This is a genomic window from Microbacterium sp. SORGH_AS_0888, assembly GCF_030818905.1.
In the GTDB taxonomy this organism is placed as follows: domain Bacteria; phylum Actinomycetota; class Actinomycetes; order Actinomycetales; family Microbacteriaceae; genus Microbacterium.
The window spans coordinates 1,985,191-1,999,049 of sequence record NZ_JAUTAZ010000001.1 but is presented as its reverse complement, the minus strand read 5'-3'; the positions used below and the strand labels follow the sequence as shown (position 1 = coordinate 1,999,049).

The window sequence follows — 13,859 nt, the reverse complement described above, 5'->3', positions numbered from 1 at the left end:
ATCGTGCTGCGCGCGAACCAGTCCTCGCGCGAGTTCGGCGGCTTCTTCGACGCGCTGGGGGTGACCGGTGCCACGGGAGCCCAGGGCATGATCGACGCGATCGCCGAGCGCACGAAGGACACCGAGACCGGCCGCCGTCGGCGGGAGGAGCTCGTGACGGCGATGGAGCTGAAGAACTACGAGTTCAACGCCCACGGCGTCGAGCTCGGGCAGTTCTACGCCTCGGATGCGGTCGTCTCCGACGGCAGCCCGAAACCGGCCACGGAGGGGCTCGACCCGGAGCTTCACCACACACCCGGCACCGCGCCCGGCGCCCCGCTGCCGCACGCCTGGGTCGGCGACAGCCGGAGGAAGATGTCCACCCTGGACCTCGCCCCCTCGACGCGGTTCACCGTCATCACCGGGATCGCCGGCGACCCCTGGGCCCGGGCCGCGGACCGCATCGCGGAGCGCACCGGCATCCCGCTGCAGGCCGTCGTGATCGGTCCGGGGCGTGAGGTCACCGACCTCTACGACGACTGGGCGCGACTGCGCGGCATCGACGAGGACGGCGTGCTCCTGGTGCGCCCGGACAAGATCGTCGCCTTCCGTGCCGCGACGATGGCGGACGACCCCGAGGCGACGCTGCAGGGAGCGCTCGACACCGTCCTGAGCCGTGACTGAGAGGACCCCATGACCATCTCCTTCGACCACACCACCCTGGGCCAGCGCGTCCTGTTCGGCACCGGCAGGGCGGCCGAGCACGCGGCCGCGGCCATCGACGGACTCGGTGCGCGCCGCGTTCTGCTGATCGGCGGCGCCGCCGTCCGCGCTCTCGCCGACACGATCGCCGAGAGCGCGCCCGTCGTCGCCCGCATCGACGAGGTGGTGCAGCACGTGCCCGTCGAGAACGGGCGCGCCGCGGTGGAGCTCGCGGAACGGGCGGGCATCGACGCCGTGCTCACGATCGGCGGCGGATCGTCGACGGGGCTCGGGAAGATCGTCGCACGGGACACGAGGCTTCCGATCGTCGCGATCCCGACCACGTTCGCGGGGTCGGAGGCGACCGACGTCTGGGGCCAGACCGAGGGGGAGCGCAAGACCACGGGCACGGACGGCAGCGTGCTGCCGAAGGTGATCGTCTACGACGCGTCCCTCTCGGTCTCGCTCCCGGCCCATCTCGCCATCGCGAGCGGGCTCAACGCGGTCGCGCACGCGGTCGACGGGTTCTGGGCGCCGCGTGCCGATCCGATCAACACGGCGCTGGGCACCGAGGGCATCCGCGTGCTGTTCCCCGGGCTGCGGGCGCTGCATGCGCGCCCCGACGACATCCAGGCCCGTGAGCAGACGCTGTACGGCGCGTACCTCGCGGCCGTCGCGTTCGCCTCGGCCGGCAGCGGCATGCACCACAAGATCTGCCACGTGCTCGGCGGCGCCTACGGGCTCTCGCACGCCGAGATGCACGCGATCGTGCTCGCCTACGTGACGGCGTTCAACGCCCCGGCCGCCCCGGATGCGGCGGCCCGCGTCTCGTCCGCCCTCGGCGGGGCGCCCGCGGCCGCCGGGCTGTACGAGCTCCGGGAATCGCTGGGGGTCGCGGGCTCGCTCGCCGAGCTCGGCTTGCGCGAGCGCGACATCCCCGAGGCCGCACGTCTCGCCACGGCGGCGATCCCGGCATCCAATCCGCGTCCCTTCGACGTCTCGGACGTCGAGGGCATCATCCGCGCCGCGTGGGCCGGCGAGCCCGTGGAGGAGTGACCATGGCCGACATCGCAGGGATCAGCGCCGAGCAGGCGCACCGGGAGCAGGCTCTCGTCGAGGAGGTCGTGGCCTCGTTCGAGCGCTGTCAGGACGACCGTCTCCGTGTCGTGCTGCAGGCGCTCACCCGGCACCTCCACGCCTTCCTGCGCGAGGTGCGGCTCACCGAGGAGGAATGGAACGCGGCGATCGCCTTCCTCACCGAGGCCGGGCACATCACCACCGACACCCGGCAGGAGTTCGTGCTGCTCTCCGACGTGCTGGGAGCGTCGATGCAGGTGGTCGGGATGAACAATCCCGAGGTCGGCGACGCCACCGAGGCGACCGTCTTCGGCCCGTTCTTCGTGGCGGACGCGCCGGAGATCCCGCTCGGCGGGGACATGTCCTTCGGCGCCGCGGGTGAGCCGTGCCTGATCGAGGGGACGGTCACCGGCACCGACGGGCGCCCCATCCCGCATGCGCGCATCGAGGTGTGGGAGGCCGATGAGGACGGCTTCTACGACGTGCAGTACACGGACGGACGACTCGCGGCCCGCGCTCACCTGTTCAGCGACGCGGACGGCTCCTACCGGTTCTGGGGGCTGTTCCCGACGCCGTACCCCATCCCCCACGACGGTCCGGTCGGCCGGATGCTGCAGGCCACCGGCCGTTCGCCGATGCGGGCGAGCCACCTGCATTTCATGGTCACCGCGCCGGGCTGCCGCACGCTCGTCACCCACATCTTCGTCCGCGGCGACGAGCAGCTGGCGATCGGGGACAGCGTGTTCGGGGTGAAGGAGTCGTTGATCAAGGAGTTCGTGCACAGCGCCGCCGGAACGCCGACACCGGACGGGCGCGATGTCGGCGGGCGCGAGTGGAGTCGCGCCCGCTTCGACATCGTGCTGCCGCCCGGTGAGGGCGGCGGGCTGCACGTCAGCGGCTGACGGCGTCCTCGCCCGCGCGCCGGCACTCGGCGTGCGCGGTCGCCGCGCGCTCGTGGAGCGCGTCGTCGGACCCGGCACGGAACATGCGGTCCCGCGCGAAGCCGCGGCCGAATCCGCCGTGCGGGCCGAATCCGTGACGCGGGTGCGGGCCGAACCCGCGCATGCCGTGCCGGCCGAAGCGCGGGCGGCCGAAGCCGCGCGCGAACTCCGCCGCGGTGTCGTCCCAGCCGAGGCCGCGGGCGATGGTCTCGAGGGAGGCGATCGTGGTCGCGTAGTCCTCGGGTGAGACCAGGCCCTCGATCCGCTCGCGCAGCTCGTGCGCGAGCTCGGTGGCTCGGGTGCGAGCCGCCTCGCGGCTGGCCGGCTCCTCTCCGGCGAACGCGTCGGCGAAGCGTTCGCGGATCAGCCCGTCGATCGCGCGCATCCAGTGCACGAGACCGCGTTCGGGCGAGGCGGGGTTCTGGGGATTCGTGGTGTCTGTCATGGGAGATCCTCTCTGCGGGTCGGGCGACCCATCCGGCGATACTTGTCATATCGCATGTGTATGCAGTGTGACATGTATTCGAGTCTCATGTCAACTCACATGTAAATTGGAGGGCATGGACTCCTCCGCGAGCGGGCCGACCGATGCGGTCGAGCAGATCTTCGCCGCCCTGTCGCAGCTCCGGCGGCGGCGTCGTCCATCGGGACCGGACGACGCCGGGGCGCCGCATCACGGTCGCGGGCGACACGGACTCGGCCCCGGACACGGCCGCTGGGCCGAGCACCCGGCGCCGCCGTGGGCACCGGATGGCGAGCGGCTCGGCGGGCCCGCACGCCTGAGGATGCTCGAGGCGCTGGCCGCGGCATCCGCCCCGCTGTCCGTCAGCGAGATCGGCGAGGCGGTCGGGGTCGACCAGCCGAGGGCCTCGCGCCTCGTGCAGCAGGGTGTCGAGACGGGGGTCGTGCGCCGCGAGGCCGATCCGGGCGACGCGCGGCGGACGCGCATCGCCCTGACGGATCAGGGGCGCGCGCTCGTGGGCCGATTCCGGGGGGCTCGGCGGGAGGCCGTCACGACGGCGCTTGCCGACTTCACCGACGCCGAGCGCGCCGAGTTCGCGCGATTGCTGACCAAGTTCGCCGCCGCCTGGCCGCGCTGAGCCCCGCGCGGGACGACGTCAGCGCGCAGCGGCGGGGAGCCGGACGAAGATCAGCAGCACCAGCCCGGCCAGCAGCACGAGCGCGAGGCCGGCGACGCCCCAGATCGTGGAGCCGAAGAGCGCGATGAAGAGCGTCCACATCGCCGGTGAGATGAAGCTGGCGACCCGGCCGGTCGTCGCATAGAGCCCGAAGATCTCTCCCTGCATCCCCGCCGGCGTCACGCGCGCGAGCAGAGAGCGACTGGCCGCCTGTGCCGGGCCGACCCACGCGGACAGGAGCAGGCCGCCCACCCAGAAGGCCGGCTTCCCGAGTCCCTGGAACATCAAGAGGAGGGTGGCCAGGACGATCAGACCGCTGAGCGCCATCACGATCACCGTCTTGGCGCCGAGCCGGTCGTCGAGGCGGCCCGCCAGGATCGTCGAGACACCGGCCACGACGTTCGCCGCGATGCCGAAGACCATCACCTCGGTCGGCGAGAACCCGAAGGCGACGGACGCGAGGATGCCGCCGAAGGCGAAGACCCCCGCCAGCCCGTCGCGGTAGATCGCGCTCGCCAGCAGGAACCAGAAGGTCGGACGGTGGGCGCGGAAGAGGGCGACGACATCGCGCACGAGCTCCGCATAGCCTGCGAAGAACCCCACTCGGCGGGCGCCCGGGGGTGCCGGGGCCTCCGGCACGTTCACGAACAGGGGGATCGCGAACACGATCGTCCACACGCCGCAGCCCACCGCGATCAGCCGATACGCGAGGCCGTCGGAGGTGTCCAGGCCGAACCAGTCCACGAACGTGAGGGCGACCACGATCGACAGCGCGAGGATCCCGCCGATGTAGCCGAGTCCCCAGCCGAGTCCCGAGACGCGCCCGATCGTGCGCGGCGTGGAGACCTGCACCAGCATTGCGTTGTAGTTGACCCCGGCGATCTCGGACACGACGGCGCCGAGCGAGATCGCGACGGCCCCGAACCAGAAGTAGGCGGGGTCGGCGTGCACGAAGAACAGCGCGAACTGCAGGAGCGCCAGCAGCACCGTGAAGACCCCGAGCCACCGCTTCTTGCGCCCCGAGCGGTCCGCGGTCTGACCGAGCACGGGAGCCAGCAGCAGGATCAGGATGCCGGCCGCGGTCGAGGCGAGGCCGTAGTCGCTCGCGAGCCCCGCCAGTGCGCTCTCGCGCACCGGGTCGTCCGCGGGCAGCGCGGCGATGTCGGCCGGCAGGAACGAGTCCGACACGAGGTACAGGGAGGCGAACACGAACGTCAGCAGCACGGAGTTGAACGGCTGCGTCGCCCAGTCCCACAGCGCCCAGGACGCGACCTGACGGCGCGGCACCCTCCGCTCCGGCGAGGACTCCTGGAACAGGGCGCCCATCGGCCGGAGTGCGCCGGTGTTGGCGGTCGGCGGAGGCGTCGTTTCTGCGGACGGGGCGGACTCCATGTCGGCCACGGTAGGTCCCTTCGGTGAACGCGGGGTGGCGTGCGTCGTTGCGAGGTCAGACTATCCCGCGGCCGTGCGGTGGTTAGCCTGGAACGATGACCGAGAGCTCCCCGGCCGCAGATCCCCTCGCCGCCCGCCCTCTGGCCCGATGGGTCTTCTGGCCCGCGGCGACCGTCATCGTGCTCGTCGCCGCGTTCGGCGTCCTGTTCCCCCAGGTTGCGGAGACCACGTTCGCCACGATCCAGGCGGCGATCGTGCGGGCCTTCAACTGGTACTACGTGCTGATCGCCGCGTTCTTCGTCGCGTTCGCCCTCGTGCTCGGCTTCAGCCGGTTCGGCGAGATCAGACTGGGAAAGGACGAGGATGAGCCCGAGTTCTCGCTCGGGAGCTGGTTCTCGCTGCTGTTCGCCGCGGGGATGGGCATCGGGCTCGTGTTCTACGGCGTGAGCGAGCCGCTCAGCCACTTCGTCTCCCCGCGTCCGGGCGTCACGGGCACCGACGCCCAGCTCGCCCAGAGCGCCCTGACCCAGACCTACCTCCACTGGGGCGTGCAGGCCTGGGCGATCTACGTCGTGATCGGGGTCGCGCTCGCGTACGCGATCCACCGTCGTCGCCGGCCCATCTCCATCCGCTGGGCGCTGGAGCCGCTGCTCGGCCGCCGCGTCTACGGCGCCTGGGGGAACCTGATCGACACGGTCGCGCTGGTGGGCACCGTCTTCGGTGTCGCGACCTCGCTCGGTCTCGGGGTGATGCAGATCGGCGCCGGGCTCTCGAGTGCGGGGCTCGGGTCGCCGGACACCCTCGGCCAGATCGTCATCATCGGCGTGATCACGCTGTTCGTGCTGTTCTCGGTCCTCTCCGGCGTCGCGCGCGGCATGAAGTGGCTCTCGACGTTCAACCTCGTGCTCGCCGGCGTGCTCCTCGTCGTCGTCCTGGCCGTCGGGCAGACGGAGTACCTGCTGCGCGAGTGGGTCCAGTCGATCGGCGCCTATCTGCAGAACTTCATCGGTCTGAGCTTCACCGTCAGTGCGTTCAACGGCGCGGCAGGCGAGCAGTGGCAGGCCGCGTGGACGTCGTTCTACTGGGGGTGGTGGATCTCGTGGGCGCCCTTCGTCGGCATCTTCATCGCGCGGGTGAGCCGGGGGCGGACGGTGCGCGAGTTCGTCCTGGGGGTTCTGATCGTGCCGACCCTCGTCGGCATCCTCTGGTTCGCCGTGCTCGGTGGCTCGGCGCTGTACCAGGAGCTCGCCGAGCCCGGCTCGATGCTCCTGCCGGACGGGACCGTCGATCTGCAGGGCGCGCTGTTCCAGCTGTTCGCCCATCTCCCGGCGGGCCAGGTGCTCACGGTCGGGGCCATCCTCCTGATCGCGATCTTCTTCGTCACCTCGGCCGATTCCGGCGCGCTCGTGATGGCGATGCTCGCCACCGGCGGCGACACCGAGCCGCGTCGGTGGGTGCGTGTGTTCTTCACGCTCGCCACGGCCGTGCTGGCGGTGGCGTTGCTGCTCGCCGGCGGGTTGACGGCGCTGCAGACCGCCGCGATCGCGATCGCGCTCCCCTTCAGCGTGGTCATGCTGCTGATCTGCTGGTCGACTGTGATCGCGTTCCGCCGCGAACGACGGCTCTACGACCGGGCGATGCGCGCGCGGCTCGTCGACGACATCGGCGAGCGTTACGGTCTCGAGGTCGAGTCCGGCAACGAGCGGGGTGTGCGGCTGCCGAGCTGGCACCGGCGACGACGATGACCGCGTCCGCGCGGTCCGTGGACTTGATAGGAGGCGTGTCAAGTTCACTTGACGCCACGGTGCCGCCGCAGTAATGTGGAAGCCATCGAAGTTGAGTCGCGCAGACTCAACCCTCAGGCTTTCATAGAACTGTCTCACCGAAAGGAAACACCCATGCCCCGTGCAGTTGGAATCGACCTCGGTACGACGAACTCCGTCGTCGCCGTCCTCGAGGGCGGCGAGCCGAAGGTCATCACGAACGCCGAAGGCTTCCGCACCACGCCCTCGGTCGTCGCGTTCACGAAGGACGGCGAGGTGCTCGTCGGTGAGACCGCCAAGCGTCAGGCCGTCACGAACGTCGACCGCACCATCACCTCGGTCAAGCGCCACATGGGCACCGACTGGAAGACCCAGCCGATCGACGGCAAGCAGTACACGCCGCAGGAGATCTCGGCCCGCATCCTCCAGAAGCTCAAGCGCGACGCCGAGCAGTACCTCGGCGACAGCGTGACGGATGCCGTCATCACGGTCCCGGCCTACTTCAACGACGCCGAGCGTCAGGCGACCAAGGAAGCCGGCGAGATCGCGGGCCTGAACGTGCTCCGCATCATCAACGAGCCGACCGCCGCGGCCCTCGCCTACGGCCTCGACAAGGGCAAGGAGGACGAGCTCATCCTCGTCTTCGACCTCGGTGGCGGAACCTTCGACGTCTCGCTGCTCGAGGTGGGCAAGGACGACGACTTCTCCACGATCCAGGTGCGCGCGACCGCCGGCGACAACCGGCTCGGCGGCGACGACTGGGACCAGCGCGTCGTCGACTACCTGATCACGCAGTTCCGTCAGACAACGGGCGTCGACGTCTCGGGTGACAAGATCGCGCTGCAGCGCCTCAAGGAGGCCGCCGAGCAGGCGAAGAAGGAGCTGTCGAGCTCGACCTCGACGAGCATCAACCTGCCCTACCTCTCGCTCACCGAGTCCGGCCCGGTGTCGCTGTCCGAGACGCTGACGCGTGCCAAGTTCGAGGACCTCACCAAGGATCTCCTCGACCGCACGAAGAAGCCGTTCGACGACGTCATCCGTGAGGCCGGGATCAAGGTCGGCGACATCGACCACGTCGTGCTCGTGGGCGGATCGACCCGCATGCCCCAGGTCTCCGAGCTCGTCAAGCAGCTCACCGGCGGCCAGGAGCCCAACAAGGGCGTCAACCCGGACGAGGTCGTCGCCGTGGGGGCGGCCCTCCAGGCCGGCGTCCTCAAGGGCGAGCGCAAGGACGTCCTGCTGATCGACGTGACCCCCCTGAGCCTCGGCATCGAGACCAAGGGCGGCATCATGACCAAGCTCATCGAGCGCAACACGGCCATCCCGACCAAGCGGAGCGAGACCTTCACGACGGCGGACGACAACCAGCCGTCCGTCGCGATCCAGGTGTTCCAGGGCGAGCGCGAGTTCACCCGCGACAACAAGCCGCTCGGCACCTTCGAGCTCACCGGCATCGCGCCGGCTCCCCGCGGCATCCCGCAGATCGAGGTCACGTTCGACATCGACGCCAACGGCATCGTCCACGTGTCCGCGAAGGACAAGGGAACCGGCACCGAGCAGTCGATGACCATCACGGGGGGGTCGTCCCTGCCCAAGGAGGACATCGAGCGCATGGTGCGCGAGGCCGAGGAGCACGCCGCCGAGGACAAGAAGCGCCGCGAGGCCGCCGAGGTGCGCAACCAGGCCGAGACGCTCTCGTACTCGGTCGACAAGCTCATCAAGGACAACGAGGACAAGCTCCCCGAAGAGGTCAAGACCTCGGTCCAGGCGGATGTCGACGCCCTCAAGGCGGCGCTGGCCGGCGAGGACGACGACGCGGTCAAGACCGCGTTCGACAAGCTCAGCCAGAGCCAGGGCCAGCTGGGTGAGGCCATCTACCAGGCGGCGCAGGCGCAGGGCCAGCCGGCCGACCCGTCGGCGACCGATCCGGGCAACGGCTCCGTGCCGAACCCCGAGGAGGACGTCATCGACGCCGAGGTCGTCGACGACGAAGACGACAAGAACAAGAAGTAAGACGAGCAGATGACCGACAAGGACTTCGACAACGAGGTCCCTCGCGATGACGACCCGGTCGACCCTCGGGGCTCTCAGAGCCCCGAGGGCGCGGCCGGGTCGTCCCCGCAGGGGGACGACGAGCTGACGATCGACGACATCCTCGGCACGGAGCAGACCGACGAGGCCGCCACCGCCGAGGCGGATGCCGCCGACCACGACCTGCTGCTGGACCTCAAGCGGCTGCAGGCCGAGTACGCGAACTACCGTCGCCGCACGGAGGAGCAGCGCGAGATCGAGATCGAGCGCGCGAAGGGCTCGGTCGCGAAGGGGCTGCTCCCCGTGCTCGACGATCTCGACCGCGCCGCCAAGCACGGCGACCTGCCCGAGGGGACGCCCTTCGCCGCGATCGCCGAGAAGCTGCGCGGCGTGGCCGAGCGGATGGGACTCGTGTCCTACGGCGCCGCGGGCGAGGTGTTCGACCCGCAGCAGCACGAGGCGATCTTCCAGCAGCCGACGCCCGGCGTGACCGAGGCGACCGTGCTGGAGGTCGTCGAGGTCGGCTACCGGCTCGGCGCGGTGGAGCTGCGCCCCGCGAAGGTCGTCGTCGCCGTGCCGGCGGACTAGGAGGCGGACGTGGCCAGTCAAGACTGGTTCGACAAGGACTTCTACGCGGTGCTCGGCGTCTCGAAGGACGTCTCCGAGGCCGAGCTGAAGAAGACGTACCGCAAGCTCGCGCGCACGTATCACCCGGACTCCAATCCGGGCGATGCGGCCGCCGAGGCGAAGTTCAAGGAGATCAGCGAGGCCTACGCCGTGCTGAGCGATCCGGAGCAGCGGCAGGAGTACGACCAGATCCGCGCGATGGGATCGGGTGCCCGCTTCACGGCGGGAGGCCAGGGTGCGGGCGGCTTCGAGGACGTGTTCTCGATGTTCGGACAGGGCCGTGGCGGTGCGCGCTACCAGTCCGCCGACTACGACGACCTGTTCTCGATGTTCGGGCAGGGCGGTGGCTTCGGCTCCGGACGGTTCGGGCAGCCCACCGGCGGCTACCGCGGTTACGGCGGCCCGACCCGCGGTGCCGACGTCACGGCGCGCACGACGCTCGACTTCATGACCGCCGCCAAGGGCGAGACGATCACCCTGCAGGGCGAGGACGGCAAGCCCTTCAAGGTCAAGATCCCCGCGGGCGTCGCCGACGGGCAGAAGATCCGCCTGCGCGGACGTGGCCGGCCCTCGCAAGACGGCGGGGAGAACGGCGACATCGTGGTGCAGGTCAGCGTGCGCCCGCATCCGGTGTTCCAGCGCGACGGTCTCAACCTGCGCGTGACCGTGCCGGTGACCTTCACCGAGGCCGCCCTCGGGGCGACGATCGAGGTGCCCACCCTCGAGGGCGAGCCGGTGCGGCTCAAGGTCGCGCCGGGCACGCCGTCCGGGCGGGTGCTGCGCGTCAAGGGCCGCGGCATCCAGACCCAGAAGGGGACCGGTGATCTGCTGGCCGAGGTGCAGGTGGTCGTGCCCACCCACCTCGACGGGCCGGCGAAGGAGGCGCTCGAGCGCTTCCGTGAGGTGGAGCCCGACGAGAACCCGCGGGCCGAGCTGATGGCGAAGGCCCGGAGCTGAGAGATGCCGGATCAGGACATCTCGCCGGTTCAGGACGCGGTGGCGTCGGGGGCGCCTGCTGCGGCCGATGGTCCTGATGCGGCCGCAGGACGAGACGCAAGGAGGGGGAGCCGTGAGCGATGACACGGTCGACGAGGATGCGCCGATCTTCGCGATCCAGGTGGCGGCGGAGCTGTCGGGCATGCACGCGCAGACGCTGCGCCAGTACGATCGCCTCGGCCTCGTCGTGCCCGCCCGCACCAAGGGCGGGTCGCGCCGCTACTCGGTGCACGACATCGCGCAGCTGCGCGAGGTGAGCCGGCTCTCCGCGGACGGCATGAGCCTGCCAGCGATCGCGCGCATCATCGAGCTGGAGAACCGGGTGCGGGAGCTCCACGGCCGGGTGCAGGACCTCGAGGCCCGCATGCGCGAGGAGCTCGACCGCCGGCCCGGCGCCCGCGTGTTCGCCGCCGGGGCGACGGGCGCCGTCGTGACGCTGCGCTCGGGCACTCGCGTGCGTCGGGCGACGGATGTCGTGGTGTGGCGGCCCCGCCGGGAGATCCCGCCCGCCGAGTGAGCCGCGGCATCCCGGCTCCGCCCGTGCCGACCCCGCCTCGGCCGCCCGTCCGCAACGGCGGGGATCGTGTGCGACGCGCCGTCGTCGACCGGTGCCGCTCGGCGTGTCGGGGAGAATCCCCGCAGAACGGTCGCGCGAAAATGATTGTGGATCTACAATCTTTGCGTGTTCGCAACTAATGCCGTCGAGCTGAGCGCCCGCCGCAAGGTCGCCATCCTCGCCACCTGCTGCCTGAGCCTGTTCATCGTGACGATGGACTCCACGATCGTCAACGTCGCCCTCCCGTCGATCCGTTCGGCGCTCGGCGCCAGCGTCTCGCAGCTGCAGTGGATCGTCGACGTCTACACGCTCGTGCTCGCGAGCCTGCTGATCCTCGCCGGCGCGAGCGCCGACCGGTGGGGCCGGCGCCGCGTCTTCCAGATCGGCCTGGTCGTCTTCGCGCTCGGCTCGCTGCTGTGCAGCCTCGCCCCGTCGATCGAGGTGCTCATCGGCGCCCGCGCCCTCCAGGCCGTCGGCGGCTCCATGCTGAACCCCGTCGCGCTCTCCATCATTACTCAGGCCTTCGTCAAGCCCGCCGAGCGGGCTCGCGCGATCGGGGTCTGGGGGGCGATCGTGGGCGTCTCGATGGCGCTCGGGCCGATCGTCGGCGGCATCCTCATCCAGGCGGTCGACTGGCGGGCCGTGTTCTGGGTCAACCTGCCGATCTGTCTCCTCGCGATCGTGCTCACGGCGCTCATCGTGCCGGAGTCGCGTTCGGCCGCCGCGCGCGCCTTCGATCCGCTCGGCCAGGTGCTCGCGATCCTCGTGCTGGCGGGGCTCGTGTACGGCCTCATCGAAGGACCGGTCGCCGGCTGGGCCGCGCCGCAGACCCTTCTCGTGTTCGCCGTCGCGCTCGTGGCCCTGCTCGCGTTCCTCGCCTGGGAGCGCCGCCGCGAGCACCCGTTCCTCGACCTGCGCTTCTTCGGCAGCGCCCCCTTCTCTGCGGCGACCCTCGTGGCCGTGGCGGCCTTCGCCTCGTGGGGCGCGTTCCTCTTCCTCTTCTCGCTCTACCTGCAGCAGGTCCGCGGGCTCAGCGCCTTCGCCACGGGATGTGTCCTGGTCGCCCCCGCGCTCGCGATGCTGATCTGCTCCCCGCTGTCCGGGCGGGCGGTGGCGCGCTGGGGCGCGCGGCCCTCGCTGCTCCTGGCCGGCGCAGCGCTGCTCGTGAGCGCCGTGCTCATGCTGCTGATCGACGCGGACACGCCCATCCCGGCGATCATCGCGATCATCACGGTCTTCGGATTCGGCTTCGGCATGATCAACGCGCCCATCACCAACTCCGCCGTGTCCGGGATGCCGCGCGATCGGGCGGGGGCCGCGAGTGCGATCGCCTCGACGAGCCGGCAGGTCGGCATGAGCCTCGGGGTCGCGCTCGCGGGGAGCGTGACGGGAGTGGCCGTCACGGGGGTCGACGCCGGCTTCCCGCAGGCGATGCACGCCATGTGGGGCTGGGTCATCGGCTTCGCCGTCGCCATCCTCGCGCTGGCCGTGGTCTCGACGTCGCGCTGGGGGCGCGCGACCGCCGAGAGCGTCGCCCGCCGGCTCATCCAGGAGGAGGCCGTCGATGCCCGGTGACGAGGAGGAGCTGCTCCGCGAGGCCTGGCAGGCCATGGTCGCCGCCGTCTTCGAGGAGCGCGACGAGTGGCGCCGCGCGGTGAGCGAGGCGACCGGGCTGCCCTTCACCCGTGTGCGGGTGCTCCGCCGAGTCGAGCACGAGCCGCGCTCGCTCGGCGAGCTCGCGCGGAGCGCCGGCATGGATGCGCCGGCCACCTCGGTCGCCGTCAGTGCGCTGGAGGAGCGGGGCTACGTCGTGCGCGAGAGCGCGCCGCACGACCGCCGCGTCAAGCGGGTGCGGATCACGGACGCCGGTCGCGAGGTGCTGGAGCGGATGCGGGCCGTCGAGGATCCGCCGCCCGACCGTCTGCGGCGCGCGACGCCCGCCGAGCTGAAGAGCATCATCGACCTGCTCCGCCCGTAGCGGCGGGCATCGCGCGGGGGCGGGGCGAGAACGCCCGGACTGCGGGCGCTCCGGCCCGATCAGGCCGGCGGCAGCCGCAGCACCTCGCCCGCCTCGCCGATCTGCAGATCGTCGACCACGCGGAGCGTCTGCGCGATCCGCTCGACCTCGGCGACGGCGAGGCCGAACCGTTCCCGATCGCCGCCGACGGCATGCAGGCTCACGATGTGCGTGCCGAGATCCCACGTGTAGGTCGCGAACGGGGATGCGGCGGGGTCCGGCGGCAGCGCGACCACGAGCTTCTCGCCCGCGCCGAGGTGCGGCGTGCGGAACGCCTCGGTGTCGTCGTACTCCATCGGCATCATGGCGCGCGCGGCGCGCAGCTGCGGGGTCGCCTCCTGCACCTGCGCGAGCACGACGACGAGCTCCGGGTCGGACTTCCACATCCAGACGAGCACGCGTCCGTCGGCGCGCCGCATGAGCAGGGGTGCGGCCTGGCTCGCCGCCCACGCGGCGAACCGGCTCCCGGACCGCGGCTCGGCGCCGACAGCCGCGTTCCCCCGGGCGAGCAGCATCCCGATCGCCTTCTTGCGGTGTCGTCGTCCGCGGAGGCCGAGCGAGCCCGTCACGGGGATCCACCGCTCCGGATCGGCGTCGGCGTGCAGTCGCAGCATGACCCCAGCGTAAGCCGGACGCGGC

General features: G+C 71.2%; 14 protein-coding genes. 11 read left to right on the top strand and 3 right to left on the bottom strand.

Going from position 1 to position 13,859, the window contains the following annotated elements; translation table 11 throughout:
* Positions 1-87 precede the first annotated feature (87 nt).
* The 3 genes from QE381_RS17875 to QE381_RS09665 are packed head-to-tail and all read left to right on the top strand — an operon-like array spanning position 88 to position 2,660.
* Positions 88-663 carry a hypothetical protein gene (locus QE381_RS17875; protein WP_373426986.1) on the top strand — a complete coding sequence of 192 codons (576 nt, stop codon included), beginning with the start codon at positions 88-90 and terminating at the stop codon, positions 661-663.
* A gap of 9 nt (positions 664-672) precedes the next feature.
* Positions 673-1,737 carry a maleylacetate reductase gene (locus QE381_RS09670; RefSeq protein ID WP_307217682.1) on the top strand — a complete coding sequence of 355 codons (1,065 nt, stop codon included), beginning with the start codon at positions 673-675 and terminating at the stop codon, positions 1,735-1,737.
* A gap of 2 nt (positions 1,738-1,739) precedes the next feature.
* A complete protein-coding gene (locus QE381_RS09665; protein ID WP_307217681.1) occupies positions 1,740-2,660 on the top strand; it encodes a dioxygenase in 921 nt (306 codons plus the stop codon).
* Here the strand turns inward: QE381_RS09665 and QE381_RS09660 are convergent.
* On the bottom strand, positions 2,650-3,144 hold the full coding sequence (locus QE381_RS09660; RefSeq protein WP_307217679.1) for a hypothetical protein: 495 nt from the start codon (positions 3,142-3,144) through the stop codon (positions 2,650-2,652). The two genes, QE381_RS09665 and QE381_RS09660, sit on opposite strands and share 11 nt — an antisense overlap.
* Positions 3,145-3,259: 115 nt before the next feature.
* Between QE381_RS09660 and QE381_RS09655 the strand changes: the two genes are divergently transcribed.
* Positions 3,260-3,799, top strand: a complete 540-nt coding sequence (locus tag QE381_RS09655) for a MarR family winged helix-turn-helix transcriptional regulator (protein ID WP_307217678.1) — start codon at positions 3,260-3,262, stop codon at positions 3,797-3,799.
* Positions 3,800-3,817: 18 nt separating this feature from the next.
* On the opposite strand, the gene QE381_RS09650 is transcribed toward QE381_RS09655, so the two are convergent.
* Positions 3,818-5,230, bottom strand: coding sequence for an MFS transporter (locus tag QE381_RS09650; RefSeq protein WP_307217676.1), 1,413 nt, complete (start codon positions 5,228-5,230; stop codon positions 3,818-3,820).
* Between the two features lie 95 nt (positions 5,231-5,325).
* Between QE381_RS09650 and QE381_RS09645 the strand changes: the two genes are divergently transcribed.
* From QE381_RS09645 to QE381_RS09615, 7 genes are all read left to right on the top strand, one after another.
* Entirely contained in the window at positions 5,326-6,975 is a 1,650-nt protein-coding gene (locus tag QE381_RS09645; protein WP_307217674.1) for a BCCT family transporter, read from the top strand.
* 153 nt (positions 6,976-7,128) lie between these two features.
* Positions 7,129-9,006, top strand: coding sequence for a molecular chaperone DnaK (gene dnaK, locus QE381_RS09640; RefSeq protein WP_307217672.1), 1,878 nt, complete (start codon positions 7,129-7,131; stop codon positions 9,004-9,006).
* A 9-nt stretch (positions 9,007-9,015) separates the two neighbouring features.
* Complete coding sequence (locus QE381_RS09635) at positions 9,016-9,612, top strand: nucleotide exchange factor GrpE (RefSeq protein WP_307217671.1); 597 nt, start codon at positions 9,016-9,018, stop codon at positions 9,610-9,612.
* Positions 9,613-9,621: 9 nt separating this feature from the next.
* Positions 9,622-10,608, top strand: coding sequence for a DnaJ C-terminal domain-containing protein (locus tag QE381_RS09630; RefSeq protein WP_307217669.1), 987 nt, complete (start codon positions 9,622-9,624; stop codon positions 10,606-10,608).
* 112 nt (positions 10,609-10,720) lie between these two features.
* Positions 10,721-11,164 (top strand): heat shock protein transcriptional repressor HspR, encoded by a 444-nt coding sequence (locus QE381_RS09625; protein WP_307217667.1) that lies wholly within the window; start codon positions 10,721-10,723, stop codon positions 11,162-11,164.
* A gap of 165 nt (positions 11,165-11,329) precedes the next feature.
* Positions 11,330-12,778 carry an MFS transporter gene (locus QE381_RS09620; protein WP_307217664.1) on the top strand — a complete coding sequence of 483 codons (1,449 nt, stop codon included), beginning with the start codon at positions 11,330-11,332 and terminating at the stop codon, positions 12,776-12,778.
* Positions 12,768-13,181, top strand: a complete 414-nt coding sequence (locus tag QE381_RS09615) for a MarR family winged helix-turn-helix transcriptional regulator (protein WP_307217663.1) — start codon at positions 12,768-12,770, stop codon at positions 13,179-13,181. Before QE381_RS09620 ends, QE381_RS09615 begins: the two co-directional genes overlap by 11 nt.
* A gap of 59 nt (positions 13,182-13,240) precedes the next feature.
* Here QE381_RS09615 and QE381_RS09610 read toward each other — a convergent pair whose 3' ends face one another.
* The gene (locus QE381_RS09610; RefSeq protein WP_307217661.1) at positions 13,241-13,834 is read right to left on the bottom strand and encodes a hypothetical protein; all 594 of its coding nucleotides are present in this window, start codon (positions 13,832-13,834) and stop codon (positions 13,241-13,243) included.
* Positions 13,835-13,859 lie beyond the last annotated feature (25 nt).

Coding starts and splice junctions, on each gene's coding strand:
- QE381_RS17875 (WP_373426986.1), top strand. CDS start 88: ATGATCGACGCGATCGCCGAGCGCACGAAGGACACCGAGACCGGCCGC.
- QE381_RS09670 (WP_307217682.1), top strand. CDS start 673: ATGACCATCTCCTTCGACCACACCACCCTGGGCCAGCGCGTCCTGTTC.
- QE381_RS09665 (WP_307217681.1), top strand. CDS start 1,740: ATGGCCGACATCGCAGGGATCAGCGCCGAGCAGGCGCACCGGGAGCAG.
- QE381_RS09660 (WP_307217679.1), bottom strand. CDS start 3,144: ATGACAGACACCACGAATCCCCAGAACCCCGCCTCGCCCGAACGCGGT.
- QE381_RS09655 (WP_307217678.1), top strand. CDS start 3,260: ATGGACTCCTCCGCGAGCGGGCCGACCGATGCGGTCGAGCAGATCTTC.
- QE381_RS09650 (WP_307217676.1), bottom strand. CDS start 5,230: ATGGAGTCCGCCCCGTCCGCAGAAACGACGCCTCCGCCGACCGCCAAC.
- QE381_RS09645 (WP_307217674.1), top strand. CDS start 5,326: ATGACCGAGAGCTCCCCGGCCGCAGATCCCCTCGCCGCCCGCCCTCTG.
- dnaK (WP_307217672.1), top strand. CDS start 7,129: ATGCCCCGTGCAGTTGGAATCGACCTCGGTACGACGAACTCCGTCGTC.
- QE381_RS09635 (WP_307217671.1), top strand. CDS start 9,016: ATGACCGACAAGGACTTCGACAACGAGGTCCCTCGCGATGACGACCCG.
- QE381_RS09615 (WP_307217663.1), top strand. CDS start 12,768: ATGCCCGGTGACGAGGAGGAGCTGCTCCGCGAGGCCTGGCAGGCCATG.
- QE381_RS09610 (WP_307217661.1), bottom strand. CDS start 13,834: ATGCTGCGACTGCACGCCGACGCCGATCCGGAGCGGTGGATCCCCGTG.